Source organism: Pseudomonas sp. P5_B3 (assembly GCF_056400405.1).
Window position 1 is genome coordinate 1 of sequence record NZ_JBFULI010000086.1, and the last position, 14,490, is coordinate 14,490.

General features: G+C 52.1%; 14 protein-coding genes. 2 read left to right on the plus strand and 12 right to left on the minus strand.

Going from position 1 to position 14,490, the window contains the following annotated elements:
• Nucleotides 1-235: 235 nt before the first annotated feature.
• Nucleotides 236-1,162 carry a transaldolase gene (gene tal, locus AC1DRN_RS28675; RefSeq protein ID WP_223462652.1) on the minus strand — a complete coding sequence of 309 codons (927 nt, stop codon included), beginning with the start codon at nt 1,160-1,162 and terminating at the stop codon, nt 236-238.
• Nucleotides 1,163-1,633: 471 nt separating this feature from the next.
• On the opposite strand from tal, the gene AC1DRN_RS28680 reads away from it, so the two are divergent.
• Nucleotides 1,634-2,008 carry a hypothetical protein gene (locus tag AC1DRN_RS28680; RefSeq protein ID WP_223462653.1) on the plus strand — a complete coding sequence of 125 codons (375 nt, stop codon included), beginning with the start codon at nt 1,634-1,636 and terminating at the stop codon, nt 2,006-2,008.
• A gap of 71 nt (nt 2,009-2,079) precedes the next feature.
• Nucleotides 2,080-2,709, plus strand: a complete 630-nt coding sequence (locus AC1DRN_RS28685) for a hypothetical protein (RefSeq protein WP_411740711.1) — start codon at nt 2,080-2,082, stop codon at nt 2,707-2,709.
• Nucleotides 2,710-2,760: 51 nt separating this feature from the next.
• Here the strand turns inward: AC1DRN_RS28685 and AC1DRN_RS28690 are convergent, their stop codons facing one another.
• From AC1DRN_RS28690 to AC1DRN_RS28740, 11 genes are all read right to left on the minus strand, one after another.
• Nucleotides 2,761-3,204, minus strand: coding sequence for a phosphohexomutase domain-containing protein (locus AC1DRN_RS28690; RefSeq protein WP_223462654.1), 444 nt, complete (start codon nt 3,202-3,204; stop codon nt 2,761-2,763).
• Between the two features lie 68 nt (nt 3,205-3,272).
• Nucleotides 3,273-4,106, minus strand: coding sequence for a UTP--glucose-1-phosphate uridylyltransferase GalU (galU, locus tag AC1DRN_RS28695; RefSeq protein ID WP_223462655.1), 834 nt, complete (start codon nt 4,104-4,106; stop codon nt 3,273-3,275).
• Nucleotides 4,107-4,228: 122 nt separating this feature from the next.
• Complete coding sequence (locus tag AC1DRN_RS28700) at nt 4,229-4,618, minus strand: VanZ family protein (RefSeq protein WP_223462656.1); 390 nt, start codon at nt 4,616-4,618, stop codon at nt 4,229-4,231.
• Nucleotides 4,615-6,699, minus strand: a complete 2,085-nt coding sequence (locus tag AC1DRN_RS28705) for a YjbH domain-containing protein (protein WP_223462657.1) — start codon at nt 6,697-6,699, stop codon at nt 4,615-4,617. The genes AC1DRN_RS28700 and AC1DRN_RS28705 overlap by 4 nt, the downstream gene beginning before the upstream one ends.
• Complete coding sequence (locus tag AC1DRN_RS28710) at nt 6,696-7,463, minus strand: capsule biosynthesis GfcC family protein (protein WP_411740712.1); 768 nt, start codon at nt 7,461-7,463, stop codon at nt 6,696-6,698. Before AC1DRN_RS28710 ends, AC1DRN_RS28705 begins: the two co-directional genes overlap by 4 nt.
• A complete protein-coding gene (locus AC1DRN_RS28715; protein WP_317851129.1) occupies nt 7,460-8,119 on the minus strand; it encodes a YjbF family lipoprotein in 660 nt (219 codons plus the stop codon). The genes AC1DRN_RS28710 and AC1DRN_RS28715 overlap by 4 nt, the downstream gene beginning before the upstream one ends.
• A 13-nt stretch (nt 8,120-8,132) precedes the next feature.
• Nucleotides 8,133-9,245 (minus strand): polysaccharide biosynthesis/export family protein, encoded by a 1,113-nt coding sequence (locus AC1DRN_RS28720; protein ID WP_223462693.1) that lies wholly within the window; start codon nt 9,243-9,245, stop codon nt 8,133-8,135.
• Nucleotides 9,246-9,927: 682 nt separating this feature from the next.
• Nucleotides 9,928-10,950, minus strand: coding sequence for a UDP-glucose 4-epimerase GalE (gene galE / locus AC1DRN_RS28725; RefSeq protein WP_223462659.1), 1,023 nt, complete (start codon nt 10,948-10,950; stop codon nt 9,928-9,930).
• Nucleotides 10,951-11,601: 651 nt separating this feature from the next.
• Nucleotides 11,602-12,297 (minus strand): WecB/TagA/CpsF family glycosyltransferase, encoded by a 696-nt coding sequence (locus tag AC1DRN_RS28730; protein ID WP_223462660.1) that lies wholly within the window; start codon nt 12,295-12,297, stop codon nt 11,602-11,604.
• A 120-nt stretch (nt 12,298-12,417) separates the two neighbouring features.
• The gene (locus AC1DRN_RS28735; RefSeq protein ID WP_223462661.1) at nt 12,418-13,416 is read right to left on the minus strand and encodes an O-antigen ligase family protein; all 999 of its coding nucleotides are present in this window, start codon (nt 13,414-13,416) and stop codon (nt 12,418-12,420) included.
• Nucleotides 13,417-13,798: 382 nt separating this feature from the next.
• The coding region (locus tag AC1DRN_RS28740; protein ID WP_477786874.1) for a glycosyltransferase at nt 13,799-14,490 on the minus strand (692 nt) is incomplete at its 5' end.

A 14,490-nucleotide genomic window follows, 5' to 3' on the forward strand; every position in this document is an offset into this window, starting at 1 on the left:
GCTTGGCCTGCAACAACGCTCAAGCTCCGAATTGATGTGGGCCGGACTGGCCCCATCGCGAGCAAGCTCGCTCCCACAGGTTTTTCGTTCAGCACACGACCTCAGCCATCCCGCAAATCCCTGTGGGAGCGAGCTTGCTCGCGATGGCGTCCGYCAAAACACCACACATTACCCAGCATCCACAAAAAAGGGCGAACCTGTGAGGGTTCGCCCTTTTGCGTTTGCCCGTCAGCCGTTACAGCTTGGCCTGCAACAACGCCTCGAGCTTCTCCTGATCCCGCGCGAACTGACGAATCCCCTCAGCCAGCTTCTCGGTCGCCATCGCATCTTCGTTGGACAACCAGCGGAACTGCGCCTCGTTGAGGCTCAGGCGCGCTTCACCGGCATTGCCTGGCGCCAGCTTGCGTTCCAGCTTGCCGGTATCCGCGGCCAGCTTGTCGATCAGGTCCGGGCTGATAGTCAGGCGGTCGCAGCCGGCCAGTTGCTCGATCTGGCCCAGATTGCGGAAGCTCGCCCCCATGACCACGGTCTTGTAGTCATTGGCCTTGTAGTAGTTGTAGATGCGTGTCACCGACTGCACGCCTGGATCATCGGCGCCGGTGTAGTCGTTGCCGTTGGCTTTCTTGTACCAGTCGTAGATGCGGCCTACGAATGGCGAAATCAGGAACACCCCGGCATCGGCGCAAGCGGCTGCCTGGGCGAAGGAGAACAGCAGGGTCAGGTTGGTCTGGATGCCTTCCTTCTCCAGGATCTCGGCAGCGCGGATGCCTTCCCAGGTGGACGCGATCTTGATCAGCACGCGGTCGCGGCCAATACCGGCCTTGTCGTACAGCTCGATCAGGCGATGCGCACGCTTCAACACGGCGTCAGTGTCGAACGACAGGCGCGCATCCACTTCGGTGGAAATACGGCCCGGGATCACTTTCAGGATTTCTTGCCCCACGGCCACGCCAAAACGGTCGCTGGCCAGGCCCACATCGCCCTTACAGTCATTGACGCAGGCGTTCAGCAGCTCGGCATACGCCGGAATGGCCGCGGCCTTGAGCAGCAGGGAAGGGTTGGTGGTGGCGTCCACGGGTTTAACGCGAGCGATAGCTTCGAAGTCGCCGGTGTCGGCAACCACGGTGGTCATTTGTTTAAGTTGTTCCAGCTTGGAAGTCATGGGCGTGCTCTGTCCTATGGGTCTGATGACATTACCCGAGCGCTGACAGCCACTCAAGGGCGCGTACGTGTATCAATGCCCCCTGCGGCAACAACCTGAAAACAGGTGTTTGAAAGGTGGGGCGCGGTGTCGATAAATAGGATGCCAGGCGGGCTCACAGGTTCAACTGATCTGACGGTCAGCGCCTTGCAACCAGATCATCTGACGCCTGAATCCCCTGATAACGCTCGCGGCACCTTGCGTGCAATTACCGATATCGTTGAAGTCTATATAGTTCGATTGCAGGCTCAATTATTGTTATAAAAAGTCAATTAATACACTGGCAAAGTTAGTCTTCGCGCTAACAAATGTAATGTTATTTATCAGGCGTTTTGATCGTTAGAATACGTCCAGTACATATATGGAATAAAGTGTAATGTAATAATTGGGAATGTGTGTTTGTAGAAATAACTTCACAGCGTGAAGAGGTATATGTTTTTGGATGCGTTTGATGATTTGATGCTTGGCTACGCACTAAAAAAATTGACCGAGGTGTTTGAAGAAATCGAGGAGGTTTCGAAAAACACCGCTTCGGACAAGGCAACGTGCGTGCTGGGTATCAGACAATCCAAAGCCGCAAAAAAAATCCCCGTCTGGCTGGGGCGTCTGAGAGGCAGCACCCCTTATCAAGTCACGCATGCTCTGATCGATCAGATGCACGCCTCTCGAAAACTCGACCGCGACCTGCGCTTCGCGGCACAAGCTGCCTTGCTCGAAGCCCTGATAGAGGACGGACTGGCAATGCACATCGCGAGCTATTCAGTGGTTGTCGTAGAGAATCGCCTGAAGTGCTTTTTGGATCGATGAGCGTTGTACCTACTGAACACGCGCCCAGTGCCCATTGCACTGGGAAATTGCACGAGGCGTGAGGAAGTAGATTGGAGTCAAAACTGTACATCGCACAATACGCCGGCATCACCGTCATGCTTCCAGCAGCCATGGTCGTCGCCGGTTGGCTGTGGTGCATGGCATCCAGAAAACTCGCGCTCTTATGGCTAGGCGTACTGTTCGTAGCCTATTTTGTCGTAGGTCTCAGTAAAGTGTTGTTCAAGGGCTGGGGAATCGGCCTGGAAAGCCTGGATATCGCGGTCATCAGCGGCCACGCAATGAACGCCTGCCTGGTGTCGACCGTGGTCCTGAGTTTGCTATTGCGCCAACTGGATCATCGGCTTCGATGGCTGGCACTGGGGGTGGGGCTGCTGTCGACCTGGTGGTTCAGCGTCCAGTATGTCGGGCGGACGATTCATCCTCTGCCGGAAGCGATTGCCGGGGCGGTCGTGGGGTCAGCCGCGGCGTGCGTATTTCTTTTCAGGCTGGAGCGAAAGGAAATCCGCAAAATTCCCCGGACGGCCCTCATGCTGGGGCTCGCGATTATCATGCTGAGTACGAGCATTCCAAAATATACAGCCGAGAGGCTCTTGAGCTCTTTCGCAGTCACTCTTTCCGGGGCGGAAAAGGCAATCAAGCAGCCTCACTGGCGCACTCGCGGAGAATCGTCAAGGTTGTAGATTTTGCTTCGATTGTGAGTTCTGGCGAAGTGGCGTCACCAGAATTCACTACTATTTTTTCTCTTCGATCCGATCCAGCAGCTCTGCAGTTTTTTTCTGCATCAGTGCAACATCGCCACGACTCTCAACCTTCAACAGGATCTCGCTCCCCGCTGGGCAGATCTTGAAGCGCCATTCAGAGAACGTCAGGCTCAGGCCGTCGCTGTCATCCACATCCAGTGCTTCACTGGCATACAGGGTCCGCAAGTGGTCGAGTACCGCAATAGGATTACCGACCATGCACCGAATATCACCCGAGGAAGGAAAGAGCCCGATGCGCTCCACCAACAACTTTGGCTGTGGGGTGATAGTAGGGAGAACGCTTTCGTATGTCCGCAACCAGGCCATCAATCCACTGTTGCCCTCGGTGAACTTCTGCCCAAAAACCATATTGCCCGGTGCAAAAGGGTCCAGCGATTTATAGACAGAGTCGATCGGTGATCTGGAAGCGTTCATAGTGGTCTGCCTTGAAAAAGATGGATGGCCGCTCGAAAACGCGGCACCCAAGAGCTAAAAAATACCGGTTACAGGCCTTTCTTGTACAAATTCTCATAACAAAAATTGGTCGCGTCGATATAACCTTCCGCTCCGCCGCAGTCAAAGCGGTGACCTTCGAATTTGTAAGCCAATACACAGCCGCTTTGTGCCTGCTTCATCAACGCATCAGTGATCTGGATTTCACCGCCCTTGCCAGGCTCGGTATCAGCAATCAAGTCAAAGATATCGGCCGTCAGAATGTAACGACCAATAATGGCCAGATTGGACGGAGCATCTTCCGGTTTAGGCTTTTCAACCATGTTGGTGACCCGGTAAACACCTTCGCGAATCTGCTCGCCAGCGATGATGCCGTACTTGTGCGTCTGGTCGTTGGGCACTTCCTGGATGGCCACGATCGAGCAACGGAACTGCTTATAGAGCGCGATCATCTGCGACAGCACACCATCGCCTTCCAGGTTCAAACACAGGTCGTCAGCCAGCACCACTGCAAAGGGTTCGTCACCGATCAACGGCTGACCAGAGAGAATGGCGTGTCCAAGCCCCTTCATTTCTACCTGACGGGTGTAAGAGAACGTGCATGTCTCCATCAACTCCCGAGTGCCCAACAGGAATTTCTCTTTTTCGGTACCGCGAATCTGATGTTCCAGCTCGTAGCTGATATCGAAGTGATCTTCCAAAGCCCGCTTGCCACGACCGGTAACGATCGCCATATGCTGAAGACCCGCATCCCGCGCTTCCTCTACGCCGTACTGGATCAGAGGTTTATTCACAACCGGCAGCATTTCCTTGGGCATGGCCTTTGTGGCAGGCAGAAAGCGCGTGCCATAGCCGGCAGCTGGGAACAGACATTTACGGATCATAGAAGCGTCCTTTATTCCAATGTATAAGAGAAACCGTCATTTACTGCGGACAGCACTAAGATGCCCCCGCCAATAGGCAGAGCCTCTCAACTCTCGCTATGCTCATGGACGAAGCCATGGTCTTAAGTGCCTGGGAACCCGGCGGACTGTTTGACTGGCTGCACCCAACGCCACGCAATCAAGCCGATCAACACACCGACAGCATTGGCCAAGGCGTCGTAAGGTGATGCCGTGCGCAGCGGCATCAGTGCTTGTGCATATTCGATCAGGATCCCCGTCAGCAGACAGCCCAAGGCAATCCAGCGCGCCTTGACCCCCATGAATGCCAGTTGGCAACTAAAAGACAACGCGAAAAAACCAACCAGGTGATGCAGCTTGTCTTCCTGGGCAAAGGCTTCGGGAACCGGTTGCGCTCGCAAAGCGGCGGTCAGCAAGACCACACTGACGCTGATGAAAAACAGCGTGCGTATGCTTTGGGAAAGTTGTGTGACACCCAGGAGTAACGACCTCATTCGGTGATTTTCTCAAAGTTCTTATAGAACGCATCTTTGTCGCGGCCATTGGTCATTGTGTACAGCGAATATTGGCGGTTAAGACGCGCGCCACCATCGCGGGTCAAAGGAGCCCAGACCAGATTGGCGCGACGCATCGTGGAAACGCTCATCAACTCGTCGAAGGGGACCGAGATATAGATACCTTTGTCGAAGCTACCCTCGCCGAACTCTTCTGCCGAAGCCGTGGTGCGGGTGACCCAGCCACCGAACCTCACGCCGTTACTGAACTCATGCGACACATCAAACGTGGCACCCCAATCGCGCGCCAGGTAACGCCCGACACTGACCGCCGCCTGCAAATCGAACGGCAGTTCGGTATAGGTGGTGATGTGACCGGTCACGGTCTTGTAATCGCGCAGACCAAAACCCTGGTCAAAGTCACGCTGGCGTACATAGTTCAAATCAGCACCCAGGGCCCAGCGCTCGCCCATCGGGCGGTACAGCAATTCACCGCCGACCCCGGCGAACATTGACTCCAGATAACCGCCATACACCATGCCAAACAAGTCTTGATCCAGCTGCTTGGCATGGTTGAGCTGAAATGTCGGCATCGTTACATCAGAGGTGATGACGTACTTGCGCAAATCGGTCCGCACTCGGGGCAGATTGCTCGGCGCGTCGTACTTGAACTTTTCAAAGTTGTTCAGCAGATTGGTGCTGATGACCCCGCTCGTCCACGTACTGCGGGTAAAGCGGTATTCTGCGTCCACATCAGCAGTCAGCTGGTACAGCATGCCGTCGGGACCGCCAATGTTTTGCTTGTAACCCAAGCCGATACCATAGGTAAAACGCTCGAGGGCCTGGGTGTACAGCGTGTTTTCAATGTGTGGCGTGGCCCGGTTCAATTCGGTGGTGCGGTGCAGGTCTGTGAGGTCTTGTTGGTTGTTCACCACGGCCCGGAAGGTGTCGCGCGGCACACTGACTTCGTCCACAGGCATGTCGTAACGCTTGTTCACCATCGTGAACCAGTCGATTTCGTCATTCGCGCTGTTGTCCAGAATCCGGCTGGCCCGGCCCACACCTTTGGCGGAGTAGAAATAGCGCGACTGCTCGCCATACACAATCAGCTCGGAATCGCGCTGAGCAATACGCTCGACCTTATAACCTGAGTTGTTTTCCAGCCGTTTGGAAACTCCCGCCCAGTCGACCTGGTCGAGCGGCGTGGTTGGCTCGCGTGCCGGCAGCGCTTCGACAGCGGGGTCGTAGCGCTTGGCCGGCGCCTTGCGGCTGGCGAAATTGGTATGAAAAGTAATACCGAACAACGCGGTGTTGCCGCGCTCCCAACCGGCGGTCAAATCGACGGAGTCAGTTAGCTTGAACACCGCCCCGATGTTGATGGGCGAGTCCTGCTTCAGGCTACTGTTGAATGGCTCGTGCTTGTAGTCGTTACCGTCGAACTCGAGTTTCAAGCTCAAGGGCGACCAGGGCGTCTGATAGGACACACCGCCAAACAACGCGGGCGAGCCTCGAAAATACAAGTTGGTATTGACGTTGCCCGCGTCCGCGCCCGTGTTTACCGGGCGTGTATCAAAGCGCTCATCGAGGTACCCCAGCGGGTTTTCTAAATCCCCGCGGTTACCGATGTAGCCCCAAGCAATGCCCAGGCTGAAATCCAGATCGTAGTAACGTTTGTTCGCCACAAAGTATTCGCTGGAAAACAGGCCGGTGCCCCCAACGTCCCGAAAGCCGAGCGCGACCTCGGGCAACCAGTGGCTTTCTTGCCAGAGGCGGGCTTTGACATCGACCGCCTTGTCTTTATAGACCTGGTCGCCGCTTAATGCCTCGGTCCCGTATTTTTGGTTGCCGATAGCGGTATAACGGAAACTGCCTTCCAGCCAGTCAAGGGGCTGTATTGAAATGCTATAGCGCGAATAGGGGTCGGTCCGGTTGGCGTTCAGGCTGAATTCGCCGGCGGGAGCCATCCGTGCGGTGGGGGTTTGCAGCAAACCCACGCCACCAAAATCACTCTGGGTAAAACGCGGCTCTCCATGAGCCAGGCTGTAGGGCAACAACACTACGGCGGCGAAACGTAACTTCAAGGGGCCACCTCGGGCAGCGGTTGGGTGGCGAGAAACTGGGCAAGTTGCTCGTTTAAGTCGGGTGTGGGCAGGTCCGGATCATCGTTGCGCACGGGCACCAGAATGGTGCTGCCTGCGGCGGCAAACACCCCGTCTTCGCGGTTCCAGGCGGCGTTGCCGACTCGCCTGACCTGGCCATCGGGCTGAATCAACCACAGGTAATCGGCATCGGCGTCGGTCACCGGCAGACAACTTTCAAGATATTCCTGGACGGGCTGCAGGGCGCGATAAGGCAGCGCGCAGGGCTGTTCAACTGCGCCCTGGACAGTGACCGTAGTCGGGCGTAGAGGGTAAATCAGCTGGTCGCCATCACTGAGCGAGTAATTGCGGGCGAACGCAACCTCCAGCGCCACGGGGTCGAGCACCGCGACTCTGCGGCCGGTAACGGGCAGTCGGCTGACCTCTTCCAACAGGCGCGCAGCCAAGGCTGCAAGGCTGCTTTTTTCTTCAAGCAAGGCCCCACGTTGCAGCAATTTCAGATCGAACAGCACACCGGCTTTAAGGCGGATTTGCTGCTCCACCAGTGGCTGGTGCAGCCAGGCGGCGGCCAGCCAGTAACTTTCGGGGTTCGGGCGTCCCTGGCTGACGGCGTCGAGCAAGCGTGTGCCTGGCACGAACGCGAAGGCCCCGGCGTTTTTTACATCACCCGTGACCGTGACAGCGGCCTGAGTCATCGCAGAACTGGCCAGCAACAGGCAAGCCGACAGCGTTTTCGAATATCTCACCGAGCCGTCTCCCGGTCAGGGCGCAATTGCACAATCTTCAAGAAAAGTTCCGGCGTGAGATGTTGTTCGCTCTGCAGGATCAAGCCATCGTCAGGCCTGACCCAAAAACGGTTGGTGGCCTTGAATCCCAGCTCGGGTATGTCGATGCGTTCGTCAATGCGCTGCAACGCATAGTCCTTGTCCAGGATGGTGACGGTTTCGATGGCCTGTCGACTGAAGCGACTGTTGACCGCCAGTCCGACCCGCGGCCCCTGATAGACATCTATCCAGCGGGTACTGCTGTAACCGTCGGGCAATCGCTGCAAACCAAGCTTGAACGGCGACTCGCCGTCGAAGCGCGTGCCATCGAGATTGATGCCCAGGCCGACGCTGCGCACGACCAGACCATCGCGCATCAACAACACTTGTTTGCCGGAGGCGACCCAGAACTCCAGGTCGCCCTGTTGGCGTAGCTTGGCCAACACACCCTCGCTTTCGTCCGTGGTGACCTTGATCTGCGCATAGGGCACGGCCTCCACTTGCGCCGCAGTCAATTCCAGCGACGGGGCGCCCAGTGTGGAGGCTTTAAAGGTATCCAGGGACGCCTGCATCAACGGATTACAGCCACACAGCAGTAATCCCACCGCCAGGCATGAGCTGTTACGCAAAGTTTTCAAAGCGGCTCAAACCTTATCGACTGCTGGCTTCACTGAGATTGTTTGTGGCCGCCGCTCCAGTACCCAGGATAACGGCCGATGGCAGCAACTGGCTGATCAAGCGGTTCCAGCGGGTCACGCCTGCAGGGCCGACGTAGACAATGTCCTGGGGTTGCAGATCGAAGCGGCTGGCAAGAGCAAACGCGGTTGGCGATTCGGCTTCCAGCTGAAAGACTTTTGCCGGCTCGGTTTCAAGGTTCTCGGCACCTCGAATCACATACAGCGCATTACCATTGGAGGTGGCCTGGTTCAGTCCACCGACCGTTCCGACCGCATCGGCCAGATTCATCCGATTGATTTTGAACGTGAGCGCCCGAGGCTGGCTGACCTCACCCATGACGTAGATCTTTTTCCGGTCGTTGTAGGGCAGGTACAACTGATCGCCGTCTTTCAAATAGACGTTATGCAACTGCGAGCCTTTGCTGTTCAGCGAGTCCAGGTCGAGCGGATACTCACGTCCGTCCCGGGTCAGTGTCAGGCCGGCAAGGTCGGCATTCAATGGATCGACAGTAGCAGTGCCCATGGCTTCGACGACACTGAGCGGCGAAGTGGTAATGGGTTGTTGACCGGCTTTCAAAATTGCACCGGAAATAACGACTTTTTGACTGGCAAAGCGCAAAACACTCAAGTCAACCTGGGGGCTGTCGACGAATTGAGTCAGGCGCTCGGCAATAAAACCGCGAAGCTCCTCGATGGTTTTGCCTTCAGCATGAATATTGCCGATATAGGGGTAAAACATGGTGCCGTCCGGGCGTACCAGGCGGCCGTTCGCATCAATTTGCTGTTGCGGGCCCGATGGCGCAGTCAACTCAGGATGGTCCCACACGGTGATGTACAACACATCATTGGCGCCAATCCGGTAAGCCCCCGGCTTGTACGCCAACAACTCGGCGGGCACCGAGGCTTGCACTTTTGTCGCCGCGTTCTGGGCAATCAGTTTGGGCGTTATCGGAATCAACTCGATCCGAGTGCTTTCCGGTGAGCCTTCACGGCCAACCTGACTGGTATCCAGGTGTTGACCAGGCGAGAACATACAGCCCTGCAGGGCAACACCTGCAAGCACAGCGAGCGACAAACTACGAATCATGATTGAGGACACTTGTGGAGGGAACACATCAGAACGAAACCACCCAGATTGCTCCGGGTGGTAGAAGGCTATCGACCTCGCGGTGCGCTTAGCGTGTACCGGTGGTACCAGTGGTACCGGTAGTGCCAGTAGTGCCGCCGTCATTGTTGCTTCCGCCACCACTGGATGACAGTGCAGCAGCTCCGGCTATAACCGCGGCACCGATGCCCAGAGCAGTCCCTGTGGTCAGGCTGCCCACGAGAGGGGTGTTCAGACTCAAAGGAGCGTTTGCTGCGGGTTTTGCAGGAGTGCCTGGAGCAGAAGACGCTGCGGGAGGCTCAGCGGCGAAAACGGAGGCACTCAAAGAAAGCATTAGAACGGAAGCAAGTAGTTTGGTCATGGTAGATTCCTTTTTGATGCATCGTCGGTATTGGCGGTGAAGCTAAGAAGCGAGCGTGCAAGGCCAAAAACTCTGAGCGTCCAGTAGCGTTAAGTATAGTTATTGATTCGAGCTCGATGAGAGTTGACCTCTGGGTCATTCCTCAGTGAGATTTATCTTGCGATCATTRCCTCAAGAATACCTGTGTAGGATGCCTAACAGGTCTGACGTTTTCTAACGTACTTGCTGTTTCTAACAGTCGTTATTGGGTATGTGGTGCCAATGTAATGGTTCACGTCTGATCGCTACGCCATACGAGAGATGCTACCGGCCATAACCTTGTGGGTTAGCAGCTTGCCAACGCCAAGTATCGGTCATCATTTCCGGCAACCCGCGCTTGGCCTTCCAGTCCAATTCATTGGCGGCTTTTGTGGGGTCGGCCCAGCACTCGGCAATATCTCCGGGACGACGCTCAACCAATTTGTAAGGCACGGCCCGACCACTTGCCTCCTCGAATGCCCGAATCATTTCCAGCACGCTGTAACCGATACCGGTGCCCAAGTTCCAGATGTTCACCCCGGTTTTTTGGAGGACTGTCCGTAGCGCGCACAAATGCCCATCGGCCAGATCCTGCACGTGGATGTAGTCGCGCACCCCGGTACCATCCTGCGTCGGGTAATCGGCACCGAACACCGATAACTGCTTGAGCTTGCCAATGGCCACCTGGCTGACATAGGGCAGGAGGTTGTTCGGCAGGCCATTGGGATCTTCGCCAATCAGCCCGCTTTGGTGTGCACCCACCGGGTTAAAGTAGCGGAGCAGGGCGACGCTCCACCGCGGGTCTGATTTCGCCAGATCCTGCAACAGATCCTCGACCATCAGCTTGGAGCGACCATAGGGATTGGTCGGCACGCCAGTGGGGAAATCCTCCCGGATCGGCATCTGCGTCGGCTCGCCATACACCGTGGCGGAAGAGCTGAACACAAAATTGAAAACTCCGGCGTGGGCCATTGCCTGACACAGGGTGACACTGCCTGCGACATTGTTGTCATAGTAGTCGAGCGGTTTGCGGACACTTTCCCCCACCGATTTTAAACCGGCGAAATGTAATACCGCGCTGATCCTCTGCGAAGCGAACAGCTCATCCAGCAGCGCACGGTCGCGAATATCCCCCTGAATAAATTCGGGCAACTTTCCACAAATACCCCCCACTCGATGAAGCGACTCCACCGAACTATTACAGAGGTTATCCAACACTATAACGTTGTGTCCCGCTTCGAGCAAAGCGAGTGTGGTGTGCGAACCGATGTAACCGGCACCGCCTGTCACCAAAATTTTTCTAGTCAAAGGAATGAGTCCTTTCAAATGAAGAATAAGAGGGGGAGTAATCGAATCTGAGTTTTCGAGGGCCAAGAGCGCTAGTAAGGATTACTAGGATCGCTTGAATTTTATTGATGAGAGTTTGCGCGTCGATGCTATGTTCGTTTTACCTTCCCTGCGAGCACATCGAAAGACCGAAAGTGACACACAACCGATCGGATCAGCAATTAATAAGGTTTTATTAAGTCGGCGACGTGGTTGTTTGACTTTTTTGGCGACTTTTGACGTGGCATCCTCCTTGGGTCCCAACAAAAAAAGCTGAAGCATGGCTAACCATTCTCACCTGTAGTGAAAAGCAAGCATGAGAGGTGAGGCTAGTGCGCAGCACCAACATCGACTACTTACTTATCGAAAACATGCTTTTAAGTCGGCCATTCAACTCTTCGCTATAGGTAGAAGGAGCTAGAAACTGTTCGGCGACATCCCCGAAAGGCGTAGTGCAAGCCTCAATGGTAAAAGGCTACTAATTCTTGCTGTCGTGAATTTGCTTGCCGATAAATAAGAAAATCAATATTAAACAGAGTAAAGTTGGTATGAGAGCCAGCATAGACGATGCCGTCGGATAGCTAGGTTTTTTCAATAAAAAGTCAATATCCGCCTGCGGAGAAAGTCAAGTATCTATTTTTTAATTTTGAATAATAAAGCGTCGTAAGTGAATAAGAATATGAACTTTACGAAATCCAAGGTGTATCGTCTGTATAATTTTGGCTCATCTTTAATTCTGAAGGCCCAACGCAAGTTTAGTTTGTCAATCCAAGCAGGATAGTAACTAAGTCCCGATTTGGCTGTTTGGTGAAAGAATCCGCCACTTGTATAGCCACAACCGTTCCACCCTGCTTTTTTAAGATCAATAAGAAATTGCTCTTGGTAAGGAGTGCCCATGCTGGCAATTAAAAAATCTGGATTCTTCAGGACTATTTTTTTTAGTTCTCGCTCCCTTTCTAAAGATGAAGAAAAAAAGCCATGTCTTATACCGGCAACCTGTAACTGCGGATACCCTTCGATAAATTTACCTACAGCCGCCTCTGCGATGCCAGGTTCGCCACCTATGAAATAAATATCCTTGTTCTCCACCACCGCTCGGCTAAATACTTGCGGGGCAAGGGAGGTCATATCGAAGCTTTTACGTTTTTTATCAATGCCTATGATGCGTAAGAAGAGGCAGAGAACTATACCGTCGCAGTGGATTTCATGAAATTCATGGAAGAGCTCAGGGGTTTTCCTCGCCAAGGAGTATGAATAATGATTGAGGAAGGTAAATAGCTTCGGACCTTCAGTGTTTTTTTTCTGGCTTTGTATTAAATTAATAAGCAAGTCGGCCACTTTATAGGTAAATGGATATGAGGCGCCCGTAATCATCTATTGCGTTTTATCAGTGCGCTTTACGGGTAGGGGAATGCTAAAACTAGTGTCATAGCAGAATGAACACCAAGCTTAATTTTCATTTAGGTAGCTTGTGCGCCAGTGGGGTTGCTGAGATCGAGCGATTTCTGTTTGGGTTTTTTTTAAATTTATATTATAGACTACAATCATGCCRAACAAAAACCAAGGGTAGCTCCAAGTGTAGGATCGAGAAAACGCTATTTGTAAAACAATGTATGTGGACAGTAGAATTATTGCTCTAAGCTGTGGGGAATGTTCAGGCAAACTCTTCTTCAGCATGTTTTTTATTGATAGTTTTAAAGGTGTAATGAGAAAGAGGGTAATGGCAAAAATAAATGCAATTATTCCGTATACCTGCCAGAAAGAAAGTATGTTGTGCATATACGCGCCATGATTGCCAAAATCTCTGTGTATAGAGTTATAGCCACCCATGACTGGGTTTGCGGAAATATGGGATAAGCCTGCGTCGAATTGAATCATTCGCCCTATATATGAACCATCATTCGTGTAGTCCGTGCTGAAAAAAGCCAACATACGAGAACCTTCAGCATCGTTGGCTTGAGATGCTAGAAGCAAGATGAATCCCGCGATTGTTGCAGCAATGATAAGCGCGACTTTCCAACGAAAAGAGCTTTTCGTTAGTAATGGTAAAATAAAAGAAATTCCAAATAGAACCATAGAAGCTCGAGAATTTAGAAAGTATAAAGTCAGGAAGGATATTAGGAAAGTTCCGAGAAAAAGGCTGTTTTTTCTTTGTGTTGAAATTGTGATTATTGCGATTACTGCATATAAGTCTGCAAATATCAAATATATACTTCTTTTATCATCAATTGTTGATGAAAAATCGATGCTTAGTGTTTTGAAATCTAATACTGATAGATAAAACAAAGTTATCGCCAGCCAGGTAAAGAAAGGGGCTCGATGTTTTTGGGTTCTAAATATGTAAGTCATTACAAGCATGCCTATAATGAACCACGCGATGTTGTTTGCTAAGGCGCCCAGATTGTATTGAAAAAGCCCGCGCCCATAGCTGTCAATTCTATCACCCATAGAAAAATTCGTGATCTGCACTAATAGCATGTATGTGGTAAATATAAAAAAGGGTATTAGATATTTAAGTGTTTTCTTTGTAGGGGTGAGGTTTTTTCTGTACGGGGATGAAAAAATAGCGAAAATAGTGATTATAACGCCTGTTAGGGTGATAAATGATAAATATATAAGAGGTGCATAGCCATTTAGGCTAAGCCATAAATGAAATGGTATTAAGAAGAATACATAATTTATAAGAAAGGTAGATGAGTATAAGTATTTTAGCATGTCTGGCTGCTGTGCTTAATACTGGCTTGCCGATATAGGAGTATTGCCAGCTCGGTTAATAGGAGGTTAGCGGCTTTTTCAATGATTCGATGAGCTGACGGTGTACTTCAATATGTTAATTTCTGGTTAGGTTTTTAGTGTACATCATTGATTTCGATTTGTAATCTAGATGCTGCAGAGCAAAAGCCCTAAGTGTTTCTGGCTCGTTGCTAATGCTGGTGTACGATTTATGCCATTCCAGAAGATTTTCGATGTCAATTGCGGAGTCATCAGCAGGTGAGCCGTAAATAAACTCAAGGGTGTGTGGTATATCTGGATCTTCAGCTGAAACTAGTATCGGAAATCCACGAGATAAGTACTCTCTGCTTTTGAGATCGGACGCTATTCTCAATCCTTTGCGATGTACACCTAAAGAAGCAACAGCTACATCTGCTTCATCGAAAATGTCGGTTAATGCCTGACCGCTCAGTGTACCTTTGAAATGGATGTACTGGGCAACTTCCAAGTCGTGGGCCATCGTTTTGAGATTTTGTTCTACGCTGCCACTGCCAACAATAATGAAGTTGACGTTGGTTTTTTGTTTTGAATTAATATTCTTGTAGTAATTGCTTATTCCTTGAATTACACGGTCATATCCATGCCACTTTTCAAGTGCAGCCACACCAATAAGAGTTAATGAGTCTGATTGTGTGTTTTTTTTATTTCTTAATTTGATGGATGATACATCAACCCCATTAGCGCCCATGAAGGTTTTTCTTTTAATACCTAATAAAAATCGAGGAGACTCTTCGCTATACTGAATAACTC

Bases quoted from the DNA above. Each gene is read 5' to 3' on its own strand.
- tal (WP_223462652.1), bottom strand. From the start codon at position 1,162: ATGACTTCCAAGCTGGAACAACTTAAACAAATGACCACCGTGGTTGCC.
- AC1DRN_RS28680 (WP_223462653.1), top strand. From the start codon at position 1,634: ATGTTTTTGGATGCGTTTGATGATTTGATGCTTGGCTACGCACTAAAA.
- AC1DRN_RS28690 (WP_223462654.1), bottom strand. From the start codon at position 3,204: ATGAACGCTTCCAGATCACCGATCGACTCTGTCTATAAATCGCTGGAC.
- galU (WP_223462655.1), bottom strand. From the start codon at position 4,106: ATGATCCGTAAATGTCTGTTCCCAGCTGCCGGCTATGGCACGCGCTTT.
- AC1DRN_RS28700 (WP_223462656.1), bottom strand. From the start codon at position 4,618: ATGAGGTCGTTACTCCTGGGTGTCACACAACTTTCCCAAAGCATACGC.
- AC1DRN_RS28720 (WP_223462693.1), bottom strand. From the start codon at position 9,245: ATGATTCGTAGTTTGTCGCTCGCTGTGCTTGCAGGTGTTGCCCTGCAG.